The organism is Gryllotalpicola protaetiae (assembly GCF_003627055.1).
GTDB classification, from domain to species: Bacteria; Actinomycetota; Actinomycetes; order Actinomycetales; family Microbacteriaceae; genus Gryllotalpicola; species Gryllotalpicola protaetiae.
Window position 1 is genome coordinate 471,753 of the sequence record NZ_CP032624.1, and the last position, 14,522, is coordinate 486,274.

Consider the following 14,522-nt stretch of genomic DNA (forward strand, 5'->3'; position numbering starts at 1 on the left):
GAACTCACTGAATGAAACGATTCAGAACACCACCGCGGGCAAAGGAGCCAGACCATGACGAGGGCGTTCACGGAGATCGCCGACCGGCTCGCCGAGCAGGCCATCGAGCTGCCGAGCTGGGCGTTCGGCAACTCGGGCACGAGGTTCAAGGTGTTCGGGCAGGCCGGCGTGCCGCGCGACCCGTTCGAGAAGGTGACGGATGCCGCTCAGGTGCACCGGCTCACCGGGCTCTCCCCCACGGTCGCGCTCCACATCCCGTGGGACCTCGTGGACTCGTACTCCGACCTCGCCGCGCACGCCGCTGAGAACGGCGTCGCCCTCGGCACGATCAACTCGAACACCTTTCAGGACGACGACTACAAGCTGGGCAGCCTCGCGCACGGCGACGCCGCGGTGAGGCAGAAGGCGATCGACCACCACTTCCGGTGCATCGACGTCATGAACGAGACCGGCTCGCGCGACCTGAAGATCTGGCTGGCCGACGGCACGAACTACCCGGGACAGGACGATCTGCGCGGCAGGCAGGACCGGCTCGCGGAATCCCTCGCCGCGATCTACGCCCGCATCGGCGAGAGCCAGCGCCTCGTGCTCGAGTACAAGTTCTTCGAGCCGGCGTTCTATCACACCGATGTGCCTGATTGGGGCACGAGCTACGCGCAGGTCAGCGCCCTCGGCGAGCGTGCGGTCGTCTGCCTCGACACCGGCCACCACGCGCCGGGCACGAACATCGAGTTCATCGTGATGCAGCTGCTCCGCCTCGGGAAGCTCGGCAGCTTCGACTTCAACTCGCGCTTCTACGCCGACGACGACCTGATCGTCGGGGCGGCCGACCCGTTCCAACTGTTCCGCATCCTCTTCGAGGTGGTGCGCGGCGGTGGCTACGGCGCGGGCTCCGACGTGGCGTTCATGCTCGATCAGTGCCACAACATCGAGAAGAAGATCCCCGGGCAGATCAGATCCGTGCTGAACGTGCAGGAGATGACGGCCAGGGCACTTCTTGTCGATACGGATGCCTTGGCCGCAGCCCAGCGCGCCGGCGACGTGCTCGGCGCGAACGGCGTGCTGATGGACGCCTTCTACACCGACGTGCGCCCCGCCCTGGCCGAGTGGCGGGAATCCCGCGGGCTGCCAGCCGATCCGCTGGCCGCCTATGCGGCATCCGGCTATCAGGAGAAGATCGAAGCGGAGCGCGTCGGCGGCGTGCAGGCGGGGTGGGGAGCATGAGCGCGCAGCAGGACCTGATCGCCCGGTCGAATCGTCTCGGCGCCGACCCGCGCAACACCAACTACGCCGGGGGCAACACCTCGGCGAAGGGCACCGAGATCGACCCCGTGACGGGCGAGCCGGTCGAACTGCTGTGGGTGAAGGGCTCGGGCGGCGACCTCGGCACGCTCACCGAGGCGGGACTCGCGGTGCTGCGCCTCGACCGGCTTCGCGCGCTGCAACACGTCTATCCGGGTGTCGAGCGCGAGGACGAGATGGTCGCGGCGTTCGACTACACGCTGCACGGCAAGGGCGGCGCTGCCCCGTCGATCGACACCGCCATGCACGGGCTGGTGGATGCCGCGCACGTCGACCATCTGCACCCGGATTCCGGCATATCCATCGCTACAGCACAGGACGGCGAGGCGCTCACCGCGCGCGCGTTCGGCGGGCGCGTGGCGTGGGTGCCGTGGCGCCGCCCGGGCTTCCAGCTGGGTCTCGACATAGCGGCGATCAAGGCCGAGAACCCCGGCGTGATCGGCGCGATCCTCGGCGGCCACGGCATCACGGCCTGGGGCGACACCAGCGACGAGGCCGAGGCCAATTCGCTGTGGATCATCAAGACGGCAGAGGAATACATCGCGGCCCATGGGAGCGCCGAGCCGTTCGGCGGCCGACGCGACGGGTACGCGCCGCTCGAGGCATCCGCCCGCCACGCCAAGGCCGCCGCGCTCGTGCCGCACCTGCGCGCGATCGCCTCGCACGACAAGCCTCAGGTGGGCCACTTCACCGACGCGGATGCCGTGCTCGACTTCCTCGCCTCCGAGCGCCTACCCGAGCTCGCCGCCCTCGGCACGAGCTGCCCCGACCACTTCCTCCGCACGAAGGTGAAGCCCCTCGTCATCGACCTGCCGGCCGACGCGACCGTCGCCGAGATCGTGGAGCGCCTACCCGCACTGCACGAGGCGTACCGCGCCGACTACACGGCGTACTACGAGCGCGGCGCCGCCGCCGCCCGAGCGCGCGGCGAGGAGCCGCCCGCGATGCGCGGGGCGGACCCCGCAATCATCCTCGTGCCCGGCGTCGGCATGTTCTCGTACGGCGCCGACAAGCAGACCGCGCGCGTCGCCGGCGAGTTCTACGTCAACGCGATCAACGTCATGCGCGGCGCCGAGGCGCTCTCGACCTACTCCCCCATCGATGAGGCCGAGAAATTCCGCATCGAGTACTGGGCGCTTGAGGAGGCGAAGCTCGCCCGCCGCCCGAAGCCGAAGCCGCTCGCGACGCGCATCGCGCTCGTCACGGGCGCCGCGTCCGGCATCGGCAAGGCCACAGCCACCCGACTCGCCGCCGAGGGCGCGTGCGTCGTCATCGCCGACCTCGATCCGGAGAAGGCGCAGGCTGCCGCCGCTGAGCTCGGCGGCCCCGACGTCGCCGTCGGCGTGCAGGTGAACGTCACCGACGAGGCGCAGGTGCAGCACGCGGTGGATGCCGCGCTACTCGCCTTCGGCGGCCTCGACATTGTCGTGAACAACGCGGGCCTGTCGCTGTCGAAGTCGCTGCTCGAGACGACCGTCGCCGACTGGGACCTGCAGCACAACGTGATGGCCAAGGGCTCCTTCCTCGTCTCGCGCGCCGCGGCCCGCGTGCTCATCGACCAGAAGCTCGGCGGCGACATCATCTACATCTCGTCGAAGAACTCGGTGTTCGCAGGGCCCAACAACATCGCCTACTCGGCGACCAAGGCCGACCAGGCGCACCAGGTGCGGCTGCTCGCGGCCGAGCTCGGCGAGCACGGGGTGAAGGTCAACGGCATCAACCCCGACGGGGTCGTGCGCGGCTCCGGCATCTTCGCCGGCGGCTGGGGCGCGAAACGCGCCGCGGTCTACGGCGTGCCGGAGGAGAAGCTCGGCGAGTACTACGCCCAGCGCACCCTGCTCAAGCGCGAGGTGCTGCCCGAGCACGTGGCGAATGCGGTCTTCGTGCTGTGCACAGCCGACCTCGACCACACGACCGGGTTGCACATCCCTGTCGATGCGGGTGTGGCCGCCGCATTCCTGCGATGACCCCCGCCGCCCGCCTTGCCGCGATCGACCTCGGGGCGACGAGCGGTCGAGTGATCCTGGGCAGCGTCGGGCCGAACGAGCTCGAGCTGCGGCAGCTCGCGCGTTTCCCGAACGACCCGGTGCCGCTGCGCGACGGGCTGCACTGGAATCTGCTCGGGCTCTACCGCAACGCGCTCGACGGGCTGGCGCTCGCCGTGCGGGAGGAGCCCGGGCTGGCATCCGTCGGCATCGACTCGTGGGCCGTCGACTACGCGCTGCTGCATGACGGGCGGATGTTGGGCGCGCCGTTCCATTACCGCGACCCGCGCCGCGGCGCGGTCGGGCCGCCCCTGGTGCACGAGCACGTCGACGCGGCCGAGCTCTACCGCCGCAACGGCCTGCAGCACCTGCCGTTCAACACGATGTTCCAGCTCGCCTGCGACCGGGCCGACGGCGTGCTCGACGGAGCGGACACGATGCTCCTCATCCCCGACCTGCTCGTCTTCGAGCTGACCGGCGCGATCTCCGCCGAGCGCACCAACGCCTCGACGACCGGGCTGCTCGACGCCGCGACCCGCGAATGGGACGAGGGTCTGGCTGACACGCTCGGGATTCCGCGGCGCGTGCTGCCGCCGCTCGTCGACCCGGGCACCCGGATCGGCATGGTCAGCGGCGCGGCGCTCGAGGTCGTCGGCGCCCCCGTGCCGGTCACGGCCGTCGGGTCACATGACACCGCGAGCGCCGTGGTCGCACTGCCGACGACGAGCGACGACATCGCCTACATCTCGTGCGGCACCTGGGGGCTCGTCGGGGTCGAGCTCGCGCACCCGGTGCTGACGGATGCCGCGCGCCGAGCCTCCTTCACCAATGAGGGCGGCGTCGACGGGCGCGTCCGCTTTCTGCACAACGTCATGGGGCTGTGGCTGCTGTCGGAGTGCGTTCGGGTGTGGGGTGAGGCGCTGCCGACCTTGCTGGAGCAGGCGGCGGCTGTGCAGGCATCCGTGCCCGTCTTCGATGTCGATGACCCGCGGTTTCTCGCGCCCGGCGACATGCCCGCACGCATCGCCGACTGGCTGCGCGAGCACGAGCTGCCGGTGCCGGCCTCGCGCCCGGCGCTGGTGCGGTGCATCGTCGAGAGCCTCGCCCAGGCGTTCGCGTCGACGGTCTCCGTGGCGGCGTCACTGTCGGGCGCCGCGGTCTCCGCCATCCATCTCGTCGGCGGCGGCGCGCAGAACGCGCTGCTCTGCCAGGCGACCGCCGACCGCTCGGGGCTGCCCGTCATCGCGGGCCCGGTCGAGGCCACCGCGATCGGGAACCTGCTCGTGCAGGCACGCGCCGTCGGCGCGGCCTCAGGCTCGCTGGAGTCGTTGCGCGCACTGGTGGCGGCGACGCAGCGGCCGCAGACGTACACTCCGACCACAACGAGAAAGCCGGTCACTCATGGTTGAGCGCCAGGTTCCGAAGCCCGCCGAGATCTTCGAGCTGATGAAGTTCAAGAAACCGGAGCTCGACGGGCGCAAGCGGCGGCTGGATGCCGCGCTGACGATCTACGATCTGCGGGCGATCGCGAAGCGGCGCACGCCGGCCGCCGCGTTCGACTACACCGACGGCGCCGCAGAGGGGGAGCTGTCGCTCGCGCGGGCGCGGCAGGCGTTCGAGGACGTCGAGTTCCACCCGTCGATCCTGCACGACGTGTCCCACGCCGATGCCTCGACGACGGTGTTCGGCGGCCCGTCCGCCCTGCCGTTCGGCATCGCGCCGACCGGGTTCACGCGGCTGATGCAGACCGAAGGCGAAACGGCCGGGGCATCAGCGGCGGGGGCCGCCGGGATACCGTTCACCCTGTCGACCTTGGGAACCACCTCGATCGAAGGGGTGCGCGCCGCGAATCCCGCCGGCCGCAACTGGTTCCAGCTCTATGTGATGCGGGACCGCGCGATCTCCTACGGCCTCGTCGAGCGCGCCGCCGCCGCCGGGTTCGACACCCTGTTCTTCACCGTCGACACACCGATCGCGGGCGCACGCCTGCGCGACAAGCGCAACGGCTTCTCGATCCCGCCCCAGCTGACGCCGCGCATCGTCATCAACGCCATTCCACGGCCATGGTGGTGGTGGGACTTCCTGACGACCCCCAAGCTCGAGTTCGCGTCACTGTCATCGACCGGCGGCACCGTCGGCGAGCTGCTGGATTCCGCGATGGACCCGACGATCTCATTCGACGACCTCAAGGTCATCCGCGAGATGTGGCCCGGCAAGCTCGCGATCAAGGGCGTGCAGAACGTCGAGGACGCGAAGAAGCTCGCCGGGCTCGGCGTCGACGGCATCGTGCTGTCCAACCACGGCGGCCGACAGCTCGACCGGGCGCCCATCCCCTTCCACCTGCTGCCCTCCGTGGTCCGCGAAGTCGGCCGCGATGTCGAGATCGTCGTCGACACCGGCATCATGAACGGCGCCGACATCATCGCCTCGATCGCCCTCGGCGCGCGCTTCACCCTCGTCGGACGGGCCTACCTCTACGGCCTCATGGCCGGCGGACGCGCCGGAGTCGACCGGGCGATCGCGATCCTGTCCGACCAGCTGATCCGCACCATGAAACTCCTGCAGGTGTCATCACTGGAGGAACTGACGCCCGCGCACGTCACCCAGCTTCGGCGGCTCGAGCCGCGGGAGCTCTAGGGCTACGTATTTAACTTCTATATTCACGGCGGATGGTCGGCCTCGCGCAGAGCGTGGAAGAGGTGCTGCGGCAGGCCGAGGCGATCACGCTCGCCGTCGCCAGGGAGTTCGACCGCCGGTCCGACGAGACCCTCGGGGAGGACTCTTTGGCGCGGAAGCTCGGGGCGAGGAAGCCCTGGGGTGCGATCGAGACCGTGACCCGCACCTCGGCAGAGGATGCCCGCAGGCGCGTGCTGGAATCGCGAGCTCTGGCGAAGCTGCCCGTCATCGAGGAAGCGATGACTGCGGGGGCGCTCTCGCGGGCGCAGGCCGAGGTGATCGGCGCGCCGATCCTGAAGACCCTGCACACCGCAAACCCCGCCGATGTCGACGTGGCCTGCACCCAGCTTCTCGAGATGTCGCAGGCGCTGCCCGCCTCCGCGGTCGCCGCCGCCGCCGAAGTATGGAAAGCGGTCCTTGACCCCGACGGCATCGAACCTATTGAAAAGACCGCGATCGAGAAGCGCTTCCTGCGCCTCGGCAAGGCCCACGACGGTCTCGTGAAACTCACCGGGCTGCTGCCCATCGAAATCGCCGCGACCCTGCGCACCGTCCTCGACGCCTACCGCAACCCTCGCGCCGCCTCCTCCATCGCCTTCCACCCCGCCGACGAACCCGACGGCGAAGCCGCGCTCGAGGACAGCGCCGGTAACAACGACAGCACCAACCCCGCGGACGGCAGCACCCACGGCGGCAGCGCCGGTGAGCTCCCACCCCCGCGAGACACCCGCACCCGCGAGCAGCAAGACCTCGACACCCTCCACATGATCATCAGCACCCACGCCCGATCCGGCGACGCACCCACCATGGGCGGAGCCCACCCCACCGTGCTCGTCACCGTCACCCGCGACGACCTCGACAACGGCACCGGCCCCGCCTGGATCGACGGCGAAGCCGAACCGGTCAGCATCACAACCGCGAAGCGCATGATCGACACCGGCGGCTACCAAGAAGTCGAACTCTCCCCCACCGGCGAGATCCTGAACCTCGGCCGCACCCAACGCTGCTTCACCCCGCAACAGCGCAGAGCCCTCGCCGCCCGAGACAAAGGCTGCATCATCCCGGCTGCACCACACCCGCCCGATGGTGCGAAACCCACCACCTCACACCCTGGAAAGACGGCGGCAAAACCAATGTCATCAACGCCGCACTCCTGTGCTGGTGGCACCACCACCTCATCGACGACGGCCCCTACCAACTCCGCACCAGCGAAGACGGCACACCCGAAATCAGATGGGTCTACGGCTCCCACGCCTCACCCTGGATACCCGCCGTCCACCGACCCAGGCGCTGAGTTCCATGCCCAGAACTGGGGACAGGTCGTCCCCGTCGATTTCGAGAAACCGCTTTCACGATAGGCTGGCTGCATGACGAGCGAGCTCGCGGTCAAGGTCGACCGCGTTCGAGGAGTGCTCTCCGAGCGCGGCCTCACCTCAGTGACCCTGACCAGCAGAGAAAGCCTGGCGTGGCTGCTGGGCGGTGCGCGCGTGACGGTGCCGACCAACGGCGATCCCGTGCTGAGCGCGCACGTGACGCACGAAGAGCTCAAGTTGTTCGTGTTCGCGAACGAGGTCGAACGGATGCAGCGCGAAGAGCTCGCGGCGCTCGGCGAGCTCGACGTGGTTCCGATCCCGTGGCACGAGCCGCTGCCACCGCTGCCCGCGGGCGCCGAGCCCGAGGCATCCCTCGCTGCCGAGCTGCGCGCGGCACGCGCGCAGCTGCTCCCGGTCGAAATCGAGCGTTACCGCGCCCTCGGCAGCGATCTCGCCCGCGCCGTGACGGCCGTCGCCCGTGAGCTGCGCGCCGCTGACAGCGAGCGGCACGCGGCAGCCGCGCTCGCGCACGCCGTGATCGAAGCGGGCGCCGAGCCCGTTGTGCTGCTGGCTGCGGGGGCTGGGCGGCTCGGGCTCAGGCATCCGCTGCCGACAACCGCGCCACTCGGTGATCGCGCCATGCTCGTCGTCGGGGCCCGCCGCCACGGGCTGATCGCGAACCTCACCCGGTTCGTGGGCGACGCGAGTGATGCAGATGAGCGGCTGCTCGAGGTCGAAGCGGATGCCTTCGCCGCGACCCGACCCGACCGATCGCTGGCCGAGGTGCTCGCCGACATCGCGAGCGCCTACCCCGCGCACGGCTTCCAGCCGTCCGAATGGCTGAACCACCACCAGGGCGGCCCGACCGGCTACGCCGGCCGCGACCCCCGCGCGACCCCGACGGCCACCGATCTCGTCACCGACGGGCAGGCGTTCGCCTGGAATCCCAGCGCACCGCGGACCAAGGTCGAAGACACCGTCATCATCGCCGACGGCAAGGTCGAGGTGCTCACCGCCGACCCCGTCTGGCCGACCACCGACGTCAACGGCGTTCTGCGCCCTCTCCCCCTGCCCTTCGTCTGATTGAAGCGACGCATGACTGAACTGACATTCCTCCGCACCCAGGGTTCCGACCTCGTCGACGAGTCGAGCGCCGTCGTGCGCCTCGCCGGCGTCGGCCTCGGCGGATGGATGAACATGGAGAACTTCATCTCGGGCTACCCCGGGAATGAGGAGGCGATCCGCGCGAAGCTGCGGCGGGCGATGGGCGACGAGGCCTACGAGGCGTTCTTCGACGAGTATCTCGACGGCTTCATCGCCGACGAGGACGCCGCCTTCCTCGCATCCGTCGGCATCGACAGCGTGCGCATCCCGTTCAACTACCGGCACTTCGAAGACGACGCCCGGCCCTTCCAACTCAAGGAGTCGGGCTTCGCGCGGCTCGAGCGCGCGGTCGAGGTGCTTGGCCGTCACGGCATCCGCTCGATTCTCGATCTGCATGCGCTGCCGGGGCGCCAGAACCAGCACTGGCACAGCGACAACCCGACGCACCTCGCCGAGTTCTGGAACCACCCGCACTTCCAGGATCGAGTCGTCCACCTGTGGGAGGCCCTGGCCGACCGCTTCAAAGATCGGCCCGAGGTCGCAGGCTACAACCCGATCAACGAGCCGGCCGACCCCAGCGGTGAGGTGCTGCCCGTGTTCTACGAGAGGATCGAGAAGGCGATCAGGGCGATCGACCCACGGCACGTGCTGTTCCTCGACGGCAACAAGTACTCGACCGACTTCTCGTCGTTCGACGGTCGGCCGGCGCTGCCGAACGTGGTCTACACGGCGCACGACTACGCACTGCCCGGCATCACGAGCGCGACCGAGTACCCGGGGGTGACGCGCGGCGAGTACTTCGATCGCTCGGTGCTCGAGCAGACCTTCCTGCGCCGCACCGAGTACATGCGCCAGACAGGCACCCCGATCTGGATCGGCGAGTTCGGGCCGGTGTACCCCGGCGGCGTCACGCAGGAATGGCGGCTGCAACTGCTGCAGGATCAGCTCGACATCTACCACGACCACGGCGCGAGCTGGGCACTGTGGACCTACAAGGACATCGGCCTGCAGGGCCTCGTCACAGTCTCCCCCGATTCCGACTATCTGCGACTGATCGCACCCGATCTGGCGACCAAGGAGCAGTTGGGCACGGATTCCTGGGGCGGGTCGGATGTCGGCGTACGAGACATCCTCGACCCCATCGACGCGGTCTTCGACCGCGAGTTCCCTGACTTCGCGCCGTACCCGTGGGGCCGGAAGCCGCACCTCGCGGTGCTCGTGCGGCACATCCTCCTCGCCGAGCCGCTGGCCGACCGCTTCGCGTCGCGGTTCGCGGGCGTGTCTGTCGAGCGGGCGCGACAGCTGGCGTCCGCGTTCCGCTTCGCGAGCACCGAGGTGCGCACCCCTCTCGTCGAGCTGCTGCAGGCCCACCTGCGCGCATCGCGGTAGGAACCGGCCCTGAGACGCGCGATCGTGCCTACTGAACGGCGCAAACGCAGGAACGAACGTGCGTCTTGCGCACGGTTCCTACGGCCGCGCGATCCCGGAGGGCCCTACGGCAGGGGCGTGATGCCCTCCCACACAGGGTGCCAGCCCGCCCCGAAGCCGGGGCGCGGCGCCGAGCCGTCGTGGCCGGCGGCCATGAGGCCCGTCGCCAGCAGCAGGCCGCCGTTGCCGGGCAGGTAGATCGGCAGCGAGGCATCCTGCCGGTTGTGGCCGTTGCGCAGGTAGGTGTTCTTCGGCACATCGAGCAGCAGCGCGTCGACCGCGAGCTCCGGCTCGCCGAGACGGGTCGCGGTCATCGCCGCCATGGGGAAGTCCCAGCCCCAGGCGGTCGGCCAGTCCCAGTCGGCGAGGGCGTCGCGGAGCGTCCGCCGCATCGTCGCGCGGTCGACGAGGGCGGTCTGCGGCACGACTCCGAGGGCGGCGAGCATGCTGGGGTGGTCGGTGCGCATGAGATACGGCGGCGAGCCGAGCGCCGCGTAGGTCCCCGTCTCGAGCACGGGCGGCGGGGCCATGCCGCGCGAGACCTCGCGCCAGCGCGGCGGCGGCGTACGCCCGAGTCGCTCGAGCCACTGCGCGGCGACCTCGAGCGCCCACGACCAGTACGCGAGCTCGAAGGTCGGATTCCTGTTGGTGGCGCGGCCCGCGTCGTAGGACTCCTGCGCAGGGATGATCGGTGGGCCCAGCTCGAAACCACCGGCGCCGGGGGTCGGGAATGCCGCCATGAACTCGGCCGTCGCGACGACGACGTCGGCCCAGCGCTCGATCACCTCGCGCGACGGTGCCGCGCGGTACAGCAGCTCGGCGAGATGGATCGGGTGCGGCTGCTGCCACGCAAGGAACGGCCCGATGGGGCTCGGTGCCTCGATGCCGTCCGGCCCGATCTGCTTCGGCCAGCGCGCACCGGGGAGGCCTTGACCACGGGCCGTCTCACGCGCACGCCCGAGCACGGTCGGGTACCAGGCGAGCGAGCGCTCCAGCAGCTCGGGCCTGCCCCACTGCGGCAGCCAGCCGTGGTGCCACCAGTGCATCTCGAGGTGGAACTTGCCCCGCCACGAATTGAGCATCAGCCCGGTCTCGGCCGGCGGCAGCGACCCGGCCGACAGCGCGGACAGGTACTGCGACAGCACCACCCGCCGCTCCAGCTCGAAGGCTCGCGGGTCGTCGCTGTCGGCCAGCTCGAGCGCGCCACCCGAATTCCAGAACCGATCCCAGTGCGCAGCGGCGGCAGCGAACACGAGGGATGCCTGAAGCTGCCCGTTCGCTTCGCCCGCCTCGCCGCGATGGAACTCGACCACGGCCTCAAGCCGCCCGCCGGCCGCGCGGAGCAGGAACTCATGAGTACCGACGCGCTCGAACCGCGCGCCGGGCGCGGTGATCGACACGGAGTACGAGAACTCGTGCAGCCGGCGACGCACACGCCATCCGGCATCCGTCTCTTCGAGCTCGCTCGTGTGCGCCTCTGGCCGCGACCAGTCGGCCGCGTTCGCCCATGCCTCGGACCCCGCGGGAAACGCGAGCCGCAGCCCGACCTCGCCGGTGCCGTCGATCGACACCGCCAGCGCGTCACGCACGGGGTGCACCGCGGTACGGGTCGCGAAGGCACGGTCGCCCAGCCGGAAACGGCTGGTGATGGTGCCGGTCAGCAGCTCCAGGCGCTGCGCGACGTGGGACAGGGCGGATGCCTGAACCGGCTCGTCCCCCGCCCACAGCCCCACCCGGCCGAGATCGAGGCGGTGCGGGTTGTTCCGCAGCCACTCCTCCTCGCGGGACTGGCCGGCCGAGGCATCCGCCCCGAAAGACCCGCCGAGGTCTGCGTACAGAGCCGGGCCGTGCGGGCTGTCGTAGGTGCGCAGCTGCGGTTCGAGCGGCACTCGCCCGGGCGACGAGTCCCACCCCCAGTGCGACATCGTGCCGAGCAGCGTGCCCGGCGCGTCGCCGTACCGGGCGGCCACCGGGTACGCCTCTGGGAAGGTCTGCAGCCCCGTCACGTCGACGGTGACGCAGAACTCGCCGTTCCCGACGGAGAGCGGGGAATCGGGAACGAGCTGGTCGAGCAGCACACTGTGCCGCCCGACCAGCTCGGTTCTGTTGATCACTGGGGATCGGCGGGACTACTGGGCGGAGGCCAGGTCTTGCGACAGCTCGGAGACGAAGCTGTCCGCGCCATCGCTGCTCGACGTCTTGTTGAACAGGATGTCGGACTCGGTGCGCTGAGCGAGCTGCGTCTCGTTCTCGGCGCCGGCGGGCTGGATCGGCGCGACGACGCCGACCTTCAGCACGTTCTCCAGGTAGGTCGCGCCCTGCGCGTTGTTCGGGTCGAGCAGCGGCTGCACGACCTTCAGCACCTTGTCGTTGAACTGCAGACCGCGGTCGGCCAGGATCAGCTTCGCGGCATCCGGGTCATTCAGCATGTAGTTGACGAGCAGAGCGGCCTGCGCCGGATGCTTCGACTGACCGGCGATCGCCCAGAACTGCGACGGCAGCACCGAGACACCGGAGTTCTTGGTGTCGGTCGGCGGGGCGATGAGCGCGACGTTCGCACCCTTGAGGCCCTGCGTGTAGGCGCTGATCTGGTTCGAGTAGCCGAACGTGATGGCCGCCTTGCCCGTACCGAACAGAGTGCGGTCCGGGGTGACGTTCCAGTTCTGCGCGATGACCGACGGGTCGGGCAGAGCGCCGTCCTTCACCATCGCCTTCTCCTGGTCGTACCACTTCTTGATGACGCTGGACTTGACCGCGACCTTGCCGTCGGAGCCGTAGAGGCCGACGTTGTTCTCCTGCGCGGCATAGGTGCCGAGGATGTCCTGAACGCGCAGGTCGAGGCCGACGATGCCCTTGCTCTTCTCGGCCGCCGAGATCTTGGCCGCGTCCTTGTCGAGCTGGGCCCAGGTGATCGTGCCGGTCGGAACGTCCACCCCGGCATCCGCCCAGATGTCCTTGTTGATCAGCATGCCGACCGCGTTGCCGCCAGTCGGAAGCGCGTACTGCACGCCGTTCACCGTGCCGTTCGCGAGCGAGAACTTGGGATAGTCCTTCTCATAGGGCAGGTACTTCGAGACCGTGCTCAGGTCGAGCAGGGCGCCCTGCGAGCCGTAGTCCTGCGGCTTCGAACCGCCGAGGGCGAACACGTCGGGGGCAGTGCCGGCGGCGAAGTCGGTGGCCAGGCGGTTGAACTCGTCATCGGGCGAGCCGACCGGCTGCGCCGTGACGGTGATGTTCGGGTACTTGGCCTCGAACGCGCTGAACACCTTGGTCATGATGGCGGTGCGGGAGTCGGCCCCCCACCACGTCACGTTCAGGGTGACCTTCTGCTTCGGGTCGTACTTGGCCTGAGAGCTGCTGGAGCTGCCAGCATCGCTCGTGCTGTGGCTCTTGGTGCTCGCGCCGTTGCCGGAGCACCCGGTGAGCGCGAGGGAAACTGCGACGATGGTCGCCGCTGCGGCACCTGCGATGGTGCGGGATTTACGCGTCATTGCGCCTCTCCTTGGTGACTGCGGCCGAGAAACCGCTTTCACGAACGGTAGCGGCGAGCTAAAACGTTGTCAATGTGACAGTGACAACAATTTGGCATACCACGCTCGACGCGATTCAGGCGGCGACCGGCGCCGTCGAGTCGCGCACCTCGAGGCGGGGCTGGAACATCAGATCGAAGCCACGGCTCGCGTCGCTGATGACCGAATTGAGGCGCAGCCAGGCCTCTGCGCCGAGCTCCTCGTGCGGCACAGAAGCGGTGGTCAGCGTCGGCGTGAAGAAGCGCGCGAAGCGGATGTCGTCGAAGCCGGTCACCGAGATGTCCCCAGGCACGCTGACGCCGAGCTCGGCGAGCCCGTTGATCAGCCCGACTGCGACCAGGTCGTTGAAGGCGAGCGCCGCGCTCGCGCCCGTGCCGCGCACGGCGTCCGCCATGGCGAAGCCGTCCTCGAAGGCCGCTCCCCCGCGGATCCGGTCGAGCACCACGTCGGGGTGGGCGCGCCGGAACTCGTCGAGCCCGCGCACGCGATACGAGTTCGACGCGCTCTCCTCCGGCCCCTCGACGAAGACGAGGTGCCGGTGGCCCAGCTCGTACAGGTGCGTGGCCAGGGTCTGGATGCCGGCCTGGTAGTCGATCGACAGCGACGGGGCGCTCACGGCGCGCGACGTGCGGTTGATCAGCACGAGCGGCTGCAGGGTTGCGGCGAGCTTCACGAGCTCGGTCTCCGGCATACGCGGCGCGCACAGCACCACCGCGTCACAACGGCTGCGGATCTCGGTCGCGAGCAGGGCCTCCTCCGACGACGACTCGTCGGAATCCGCGATCAACGCGCGATACCCGTCGCGCGAGGCCGCCTTGCTGAACCCCGACAGGATCTCCTGGAAGGTCGGGTTCGCGAGGTCTGGGACCAGGAATCCCACAGCCTTCGTACGGCCGAGCGCCAGCGAGCGCGCGAGATGGCTGGGCGAGTACGACAGCTCCCGAGCGGATGCCCGCACCCGATCCGCCACCGCCGGTTCGCCGACGAAGCGGCCGTTCATCACGCGCGAGACGGTCGCAGGCGACACCCCCGCGTGCTTCGCCACCTCGGCGATCGTCGTCGTGCCTGTGCGAGAAACCATGGTTTGACATTCGCACGACTCGTCGTGACAATCAATCGAATGTGAGAAACCGCTTTCTCGACTGTCGAATGCAGACAGTGGGAAACGGAATGAGCCCGAGCGA

General features: G+C 69.5%; 10 protein-coding genes. 7 read left to right on the forward strand and 3 right to left on the reverse strand.

The genetic code is table 11. The annotated features are described in order from the left end of the window. Positions 1 to 54 precede the first annotated feature (54 nt). From rhaI to D7I44_RS02475, 7 genes are read left to right on the forward strand one after another with little or no spacing between them, the layout of a single operon-like run. A complete protein-coding gene (rhaI, locus tag D7I44_RS02445; RefSeq protein ID WP_120788031.1) occupies positions 55 to 1,224 on the forward strand; it encodes an L-rhamnose isomerase in 1,170 nt (389 codons plus the stop codon). Beyond that, positions 1,221 to 3,269: a bifunctional aldolase/short-chain dehydrogenase gene (locus D7I44_RS02450; protein ID WP_120790751.1), complete on the forward strand. Its 2,049-nt coding sequence runs from the start codon at positions 1,221 to 1,223 to the stop codon at positions 3,267 to 3,269. The genes rhaI and D7I44_RS02450 overlap by 4 nt, the downstream gene beginning before the upstream one ends. After that, on the forward strand, positions 3,266 to 4,696 hold the full coding sequence (locus D7I44_RS02455; protein WP_120788032.1) for a rhamnulokinase: 1,431 nt from the start codon (positions 3,266 to 3,268) through the stop codon (positions 4,694 to 4,696). Before D7I44_RS02450 ends, D7I44_RS02455 begins: the two co-directional genes overlap by 4 nt. Then, positions 4,689 to 5,924: an alpha-hydroxy acid oxidase gene (locus tag D7I44_RS02460; RefSeq protein ID WP_120788033.1), complete on the forward strand. Its 1,236-nt coding sequence runs from the start codon at positions 4,689 to 4,691 to the stop codon at positions 5,922 to 5,924. Before D7I44_RS02455 ends, D7I44_RS02460 begins: the two co-directional genes overlap by 8 nt. Positions 5,925 to 5,956: 32 nt before the next feature. Continuing rightward, positions 5,957 to 7,321, forward strand: coding sequence for a DUF222 domain-containing protein (locus D7I44_RS02465; RefSeq protein WP_120788034.1), 1,365 nt, complete (start codon positions 5,957 to 5,959; stop codon positions 7,319 to 7,321). A gap of 9 nt (positions 7,322 to 7,330) precedes the next feature. Beyond that, positions 7,331 to 8,359 (forward strand): M24 family metallopeptidase, encoded by a 1,029-nt coding sequence (locus tag D7I44_RS02470; protein ID WP_245979939.1) that lies wholly within the window; start codon positions 7,331 to 7,333, stop codon positions 8,357 to 8,359. Positions 8,360 to 8,371: 12 nt separating this feature from the next. Then, complete coding sequence (locus tag D7I44_RS02475) at positions 8,372 to 9,769, forward strand: glycoside hydrolase family 5 protein (RefSeq protein ID WP_120788035.1); 1,398 nt, start codon at positions 8,372 to 8,374, stop codon at positions 9,767 to 9,769. 104 nt (positions 9,770 to 9,873) lie between these two features. Here the strand turns inward: D7I44_RS02475 and D7I44_RS02480 are convergent, their stop codons facing one another. The 3 genes from D7I44_RS02480 to D7I44_RS02490 form a co-directional block, all read right to left on the reverse strand. Next, a complete protein-coding gene (locus tag D7I44_RS02480; RefSeq protein WP_120788036.1) occupies positions 9,874 to 11,922 on the reverse strand; it encodes a hypothetical protein in 2,049 nt (682 codons plus the stop codon). 15 nt (positions 11,923 to 11,937) lie between these two features. Further along, positions 11,938 to 13,299, reverse strand: a complete 1,362-nt coding sequence (locus D7I44_RS02485; protein ID WP_120788037.1) for an ABC transporter substrate-binding protein — start codon at positions 13,297 to 13,299, stop codon at positions 11,938 to 11,940. Positions 13,300 to 13,414: 115 nt separating this feature from the next. Continuing rightward, the gene (locus tag D7I44_RS02490; RefSeq protein WP_120788038.1) at positions 13,415 to 14,419 is read right to left on the reverse strand and encodes a LacI family DNA-binding transcriptional regulator; all 1,005 of its coding nucleotides are present in this window, start codon (positions 14,417 to 14,419) and stop codon (positions 13,415 to 13,417) included. Positions 14,420 to 14,522 lie beyond the last annotated feature (103 nt).

What these genes read in the sequence shown, in the direction of transcription:
- D7I44_RS02490 (WP_120788038.1), bottom strand. Translation starts at nt 14,419, where the DNA reads ATGGTTTCTCGCACAGGCACGACGACGATCGCCGAGGTGGCGAAGCAC.
- rhaI (WP_120788031.1), top strand. Translation starts at nt 55, where the DNA reads ATGACGAGGGCGTTCACGGAGATCGCCGACCGGCTCGCCGAGCAGGCC.
- D7I44_RS02485 (WP_120788037.1), bottom strand. Translation starts at nt 13,299, where the DNA reads ATGACGCGTAAATCCCGCACCATCGCAGGTGCCGCAGCGGCGACCATC.
- D7I44_RS02465 (WP_120788034.1), top strand. Translation starts at nt 5,957, where the DNA reads ATGGTCGGCCTCGCGCAGAGCGTGGAAGAGGTGCTGCGGCAGGCCGAG.
- D7I44_RS02460 (WP_120788033.1), top strand. Translation starts at nt 4,689, where the DNA reads ATGGTTGAGCGCCAGGTTCCGAAGCCCGCCGAGATCTTCGAGCTGATG.
- D7I44_RS02455 (WP_120788032.1), top strand. Translation starts at nt 3,266, where the DNA reads ATGACCCCCGCCGCCCGCCTTGCCGCGATCGACCTCGGGGCGACGAGC.
- D7I44_RS02450 (WP_120790751.1), top strand. Translation starts at nt 1,221, where the DNA reads ATGAGCGCGCAGCAGGACCTGATCGCCCGGTCGAATCGTCTCGGCGCC.
- D7I44_RS02475 (WP_120788035.1), top strand. Translation starts at nt 8,372, where the DNA reads ATGACTGAACTGACATTCCTCCGCACCCAGGGTTCCGACCTCGTCGAC.
- D7I44_RS02470 (WP_245979939.1), top strand. Translation starts at nt 7,331, where the DNA reads ATGACGAGCGAGCTCGCGGTCAAGGTCGACCGCGTTCGAGGAGTGCTC.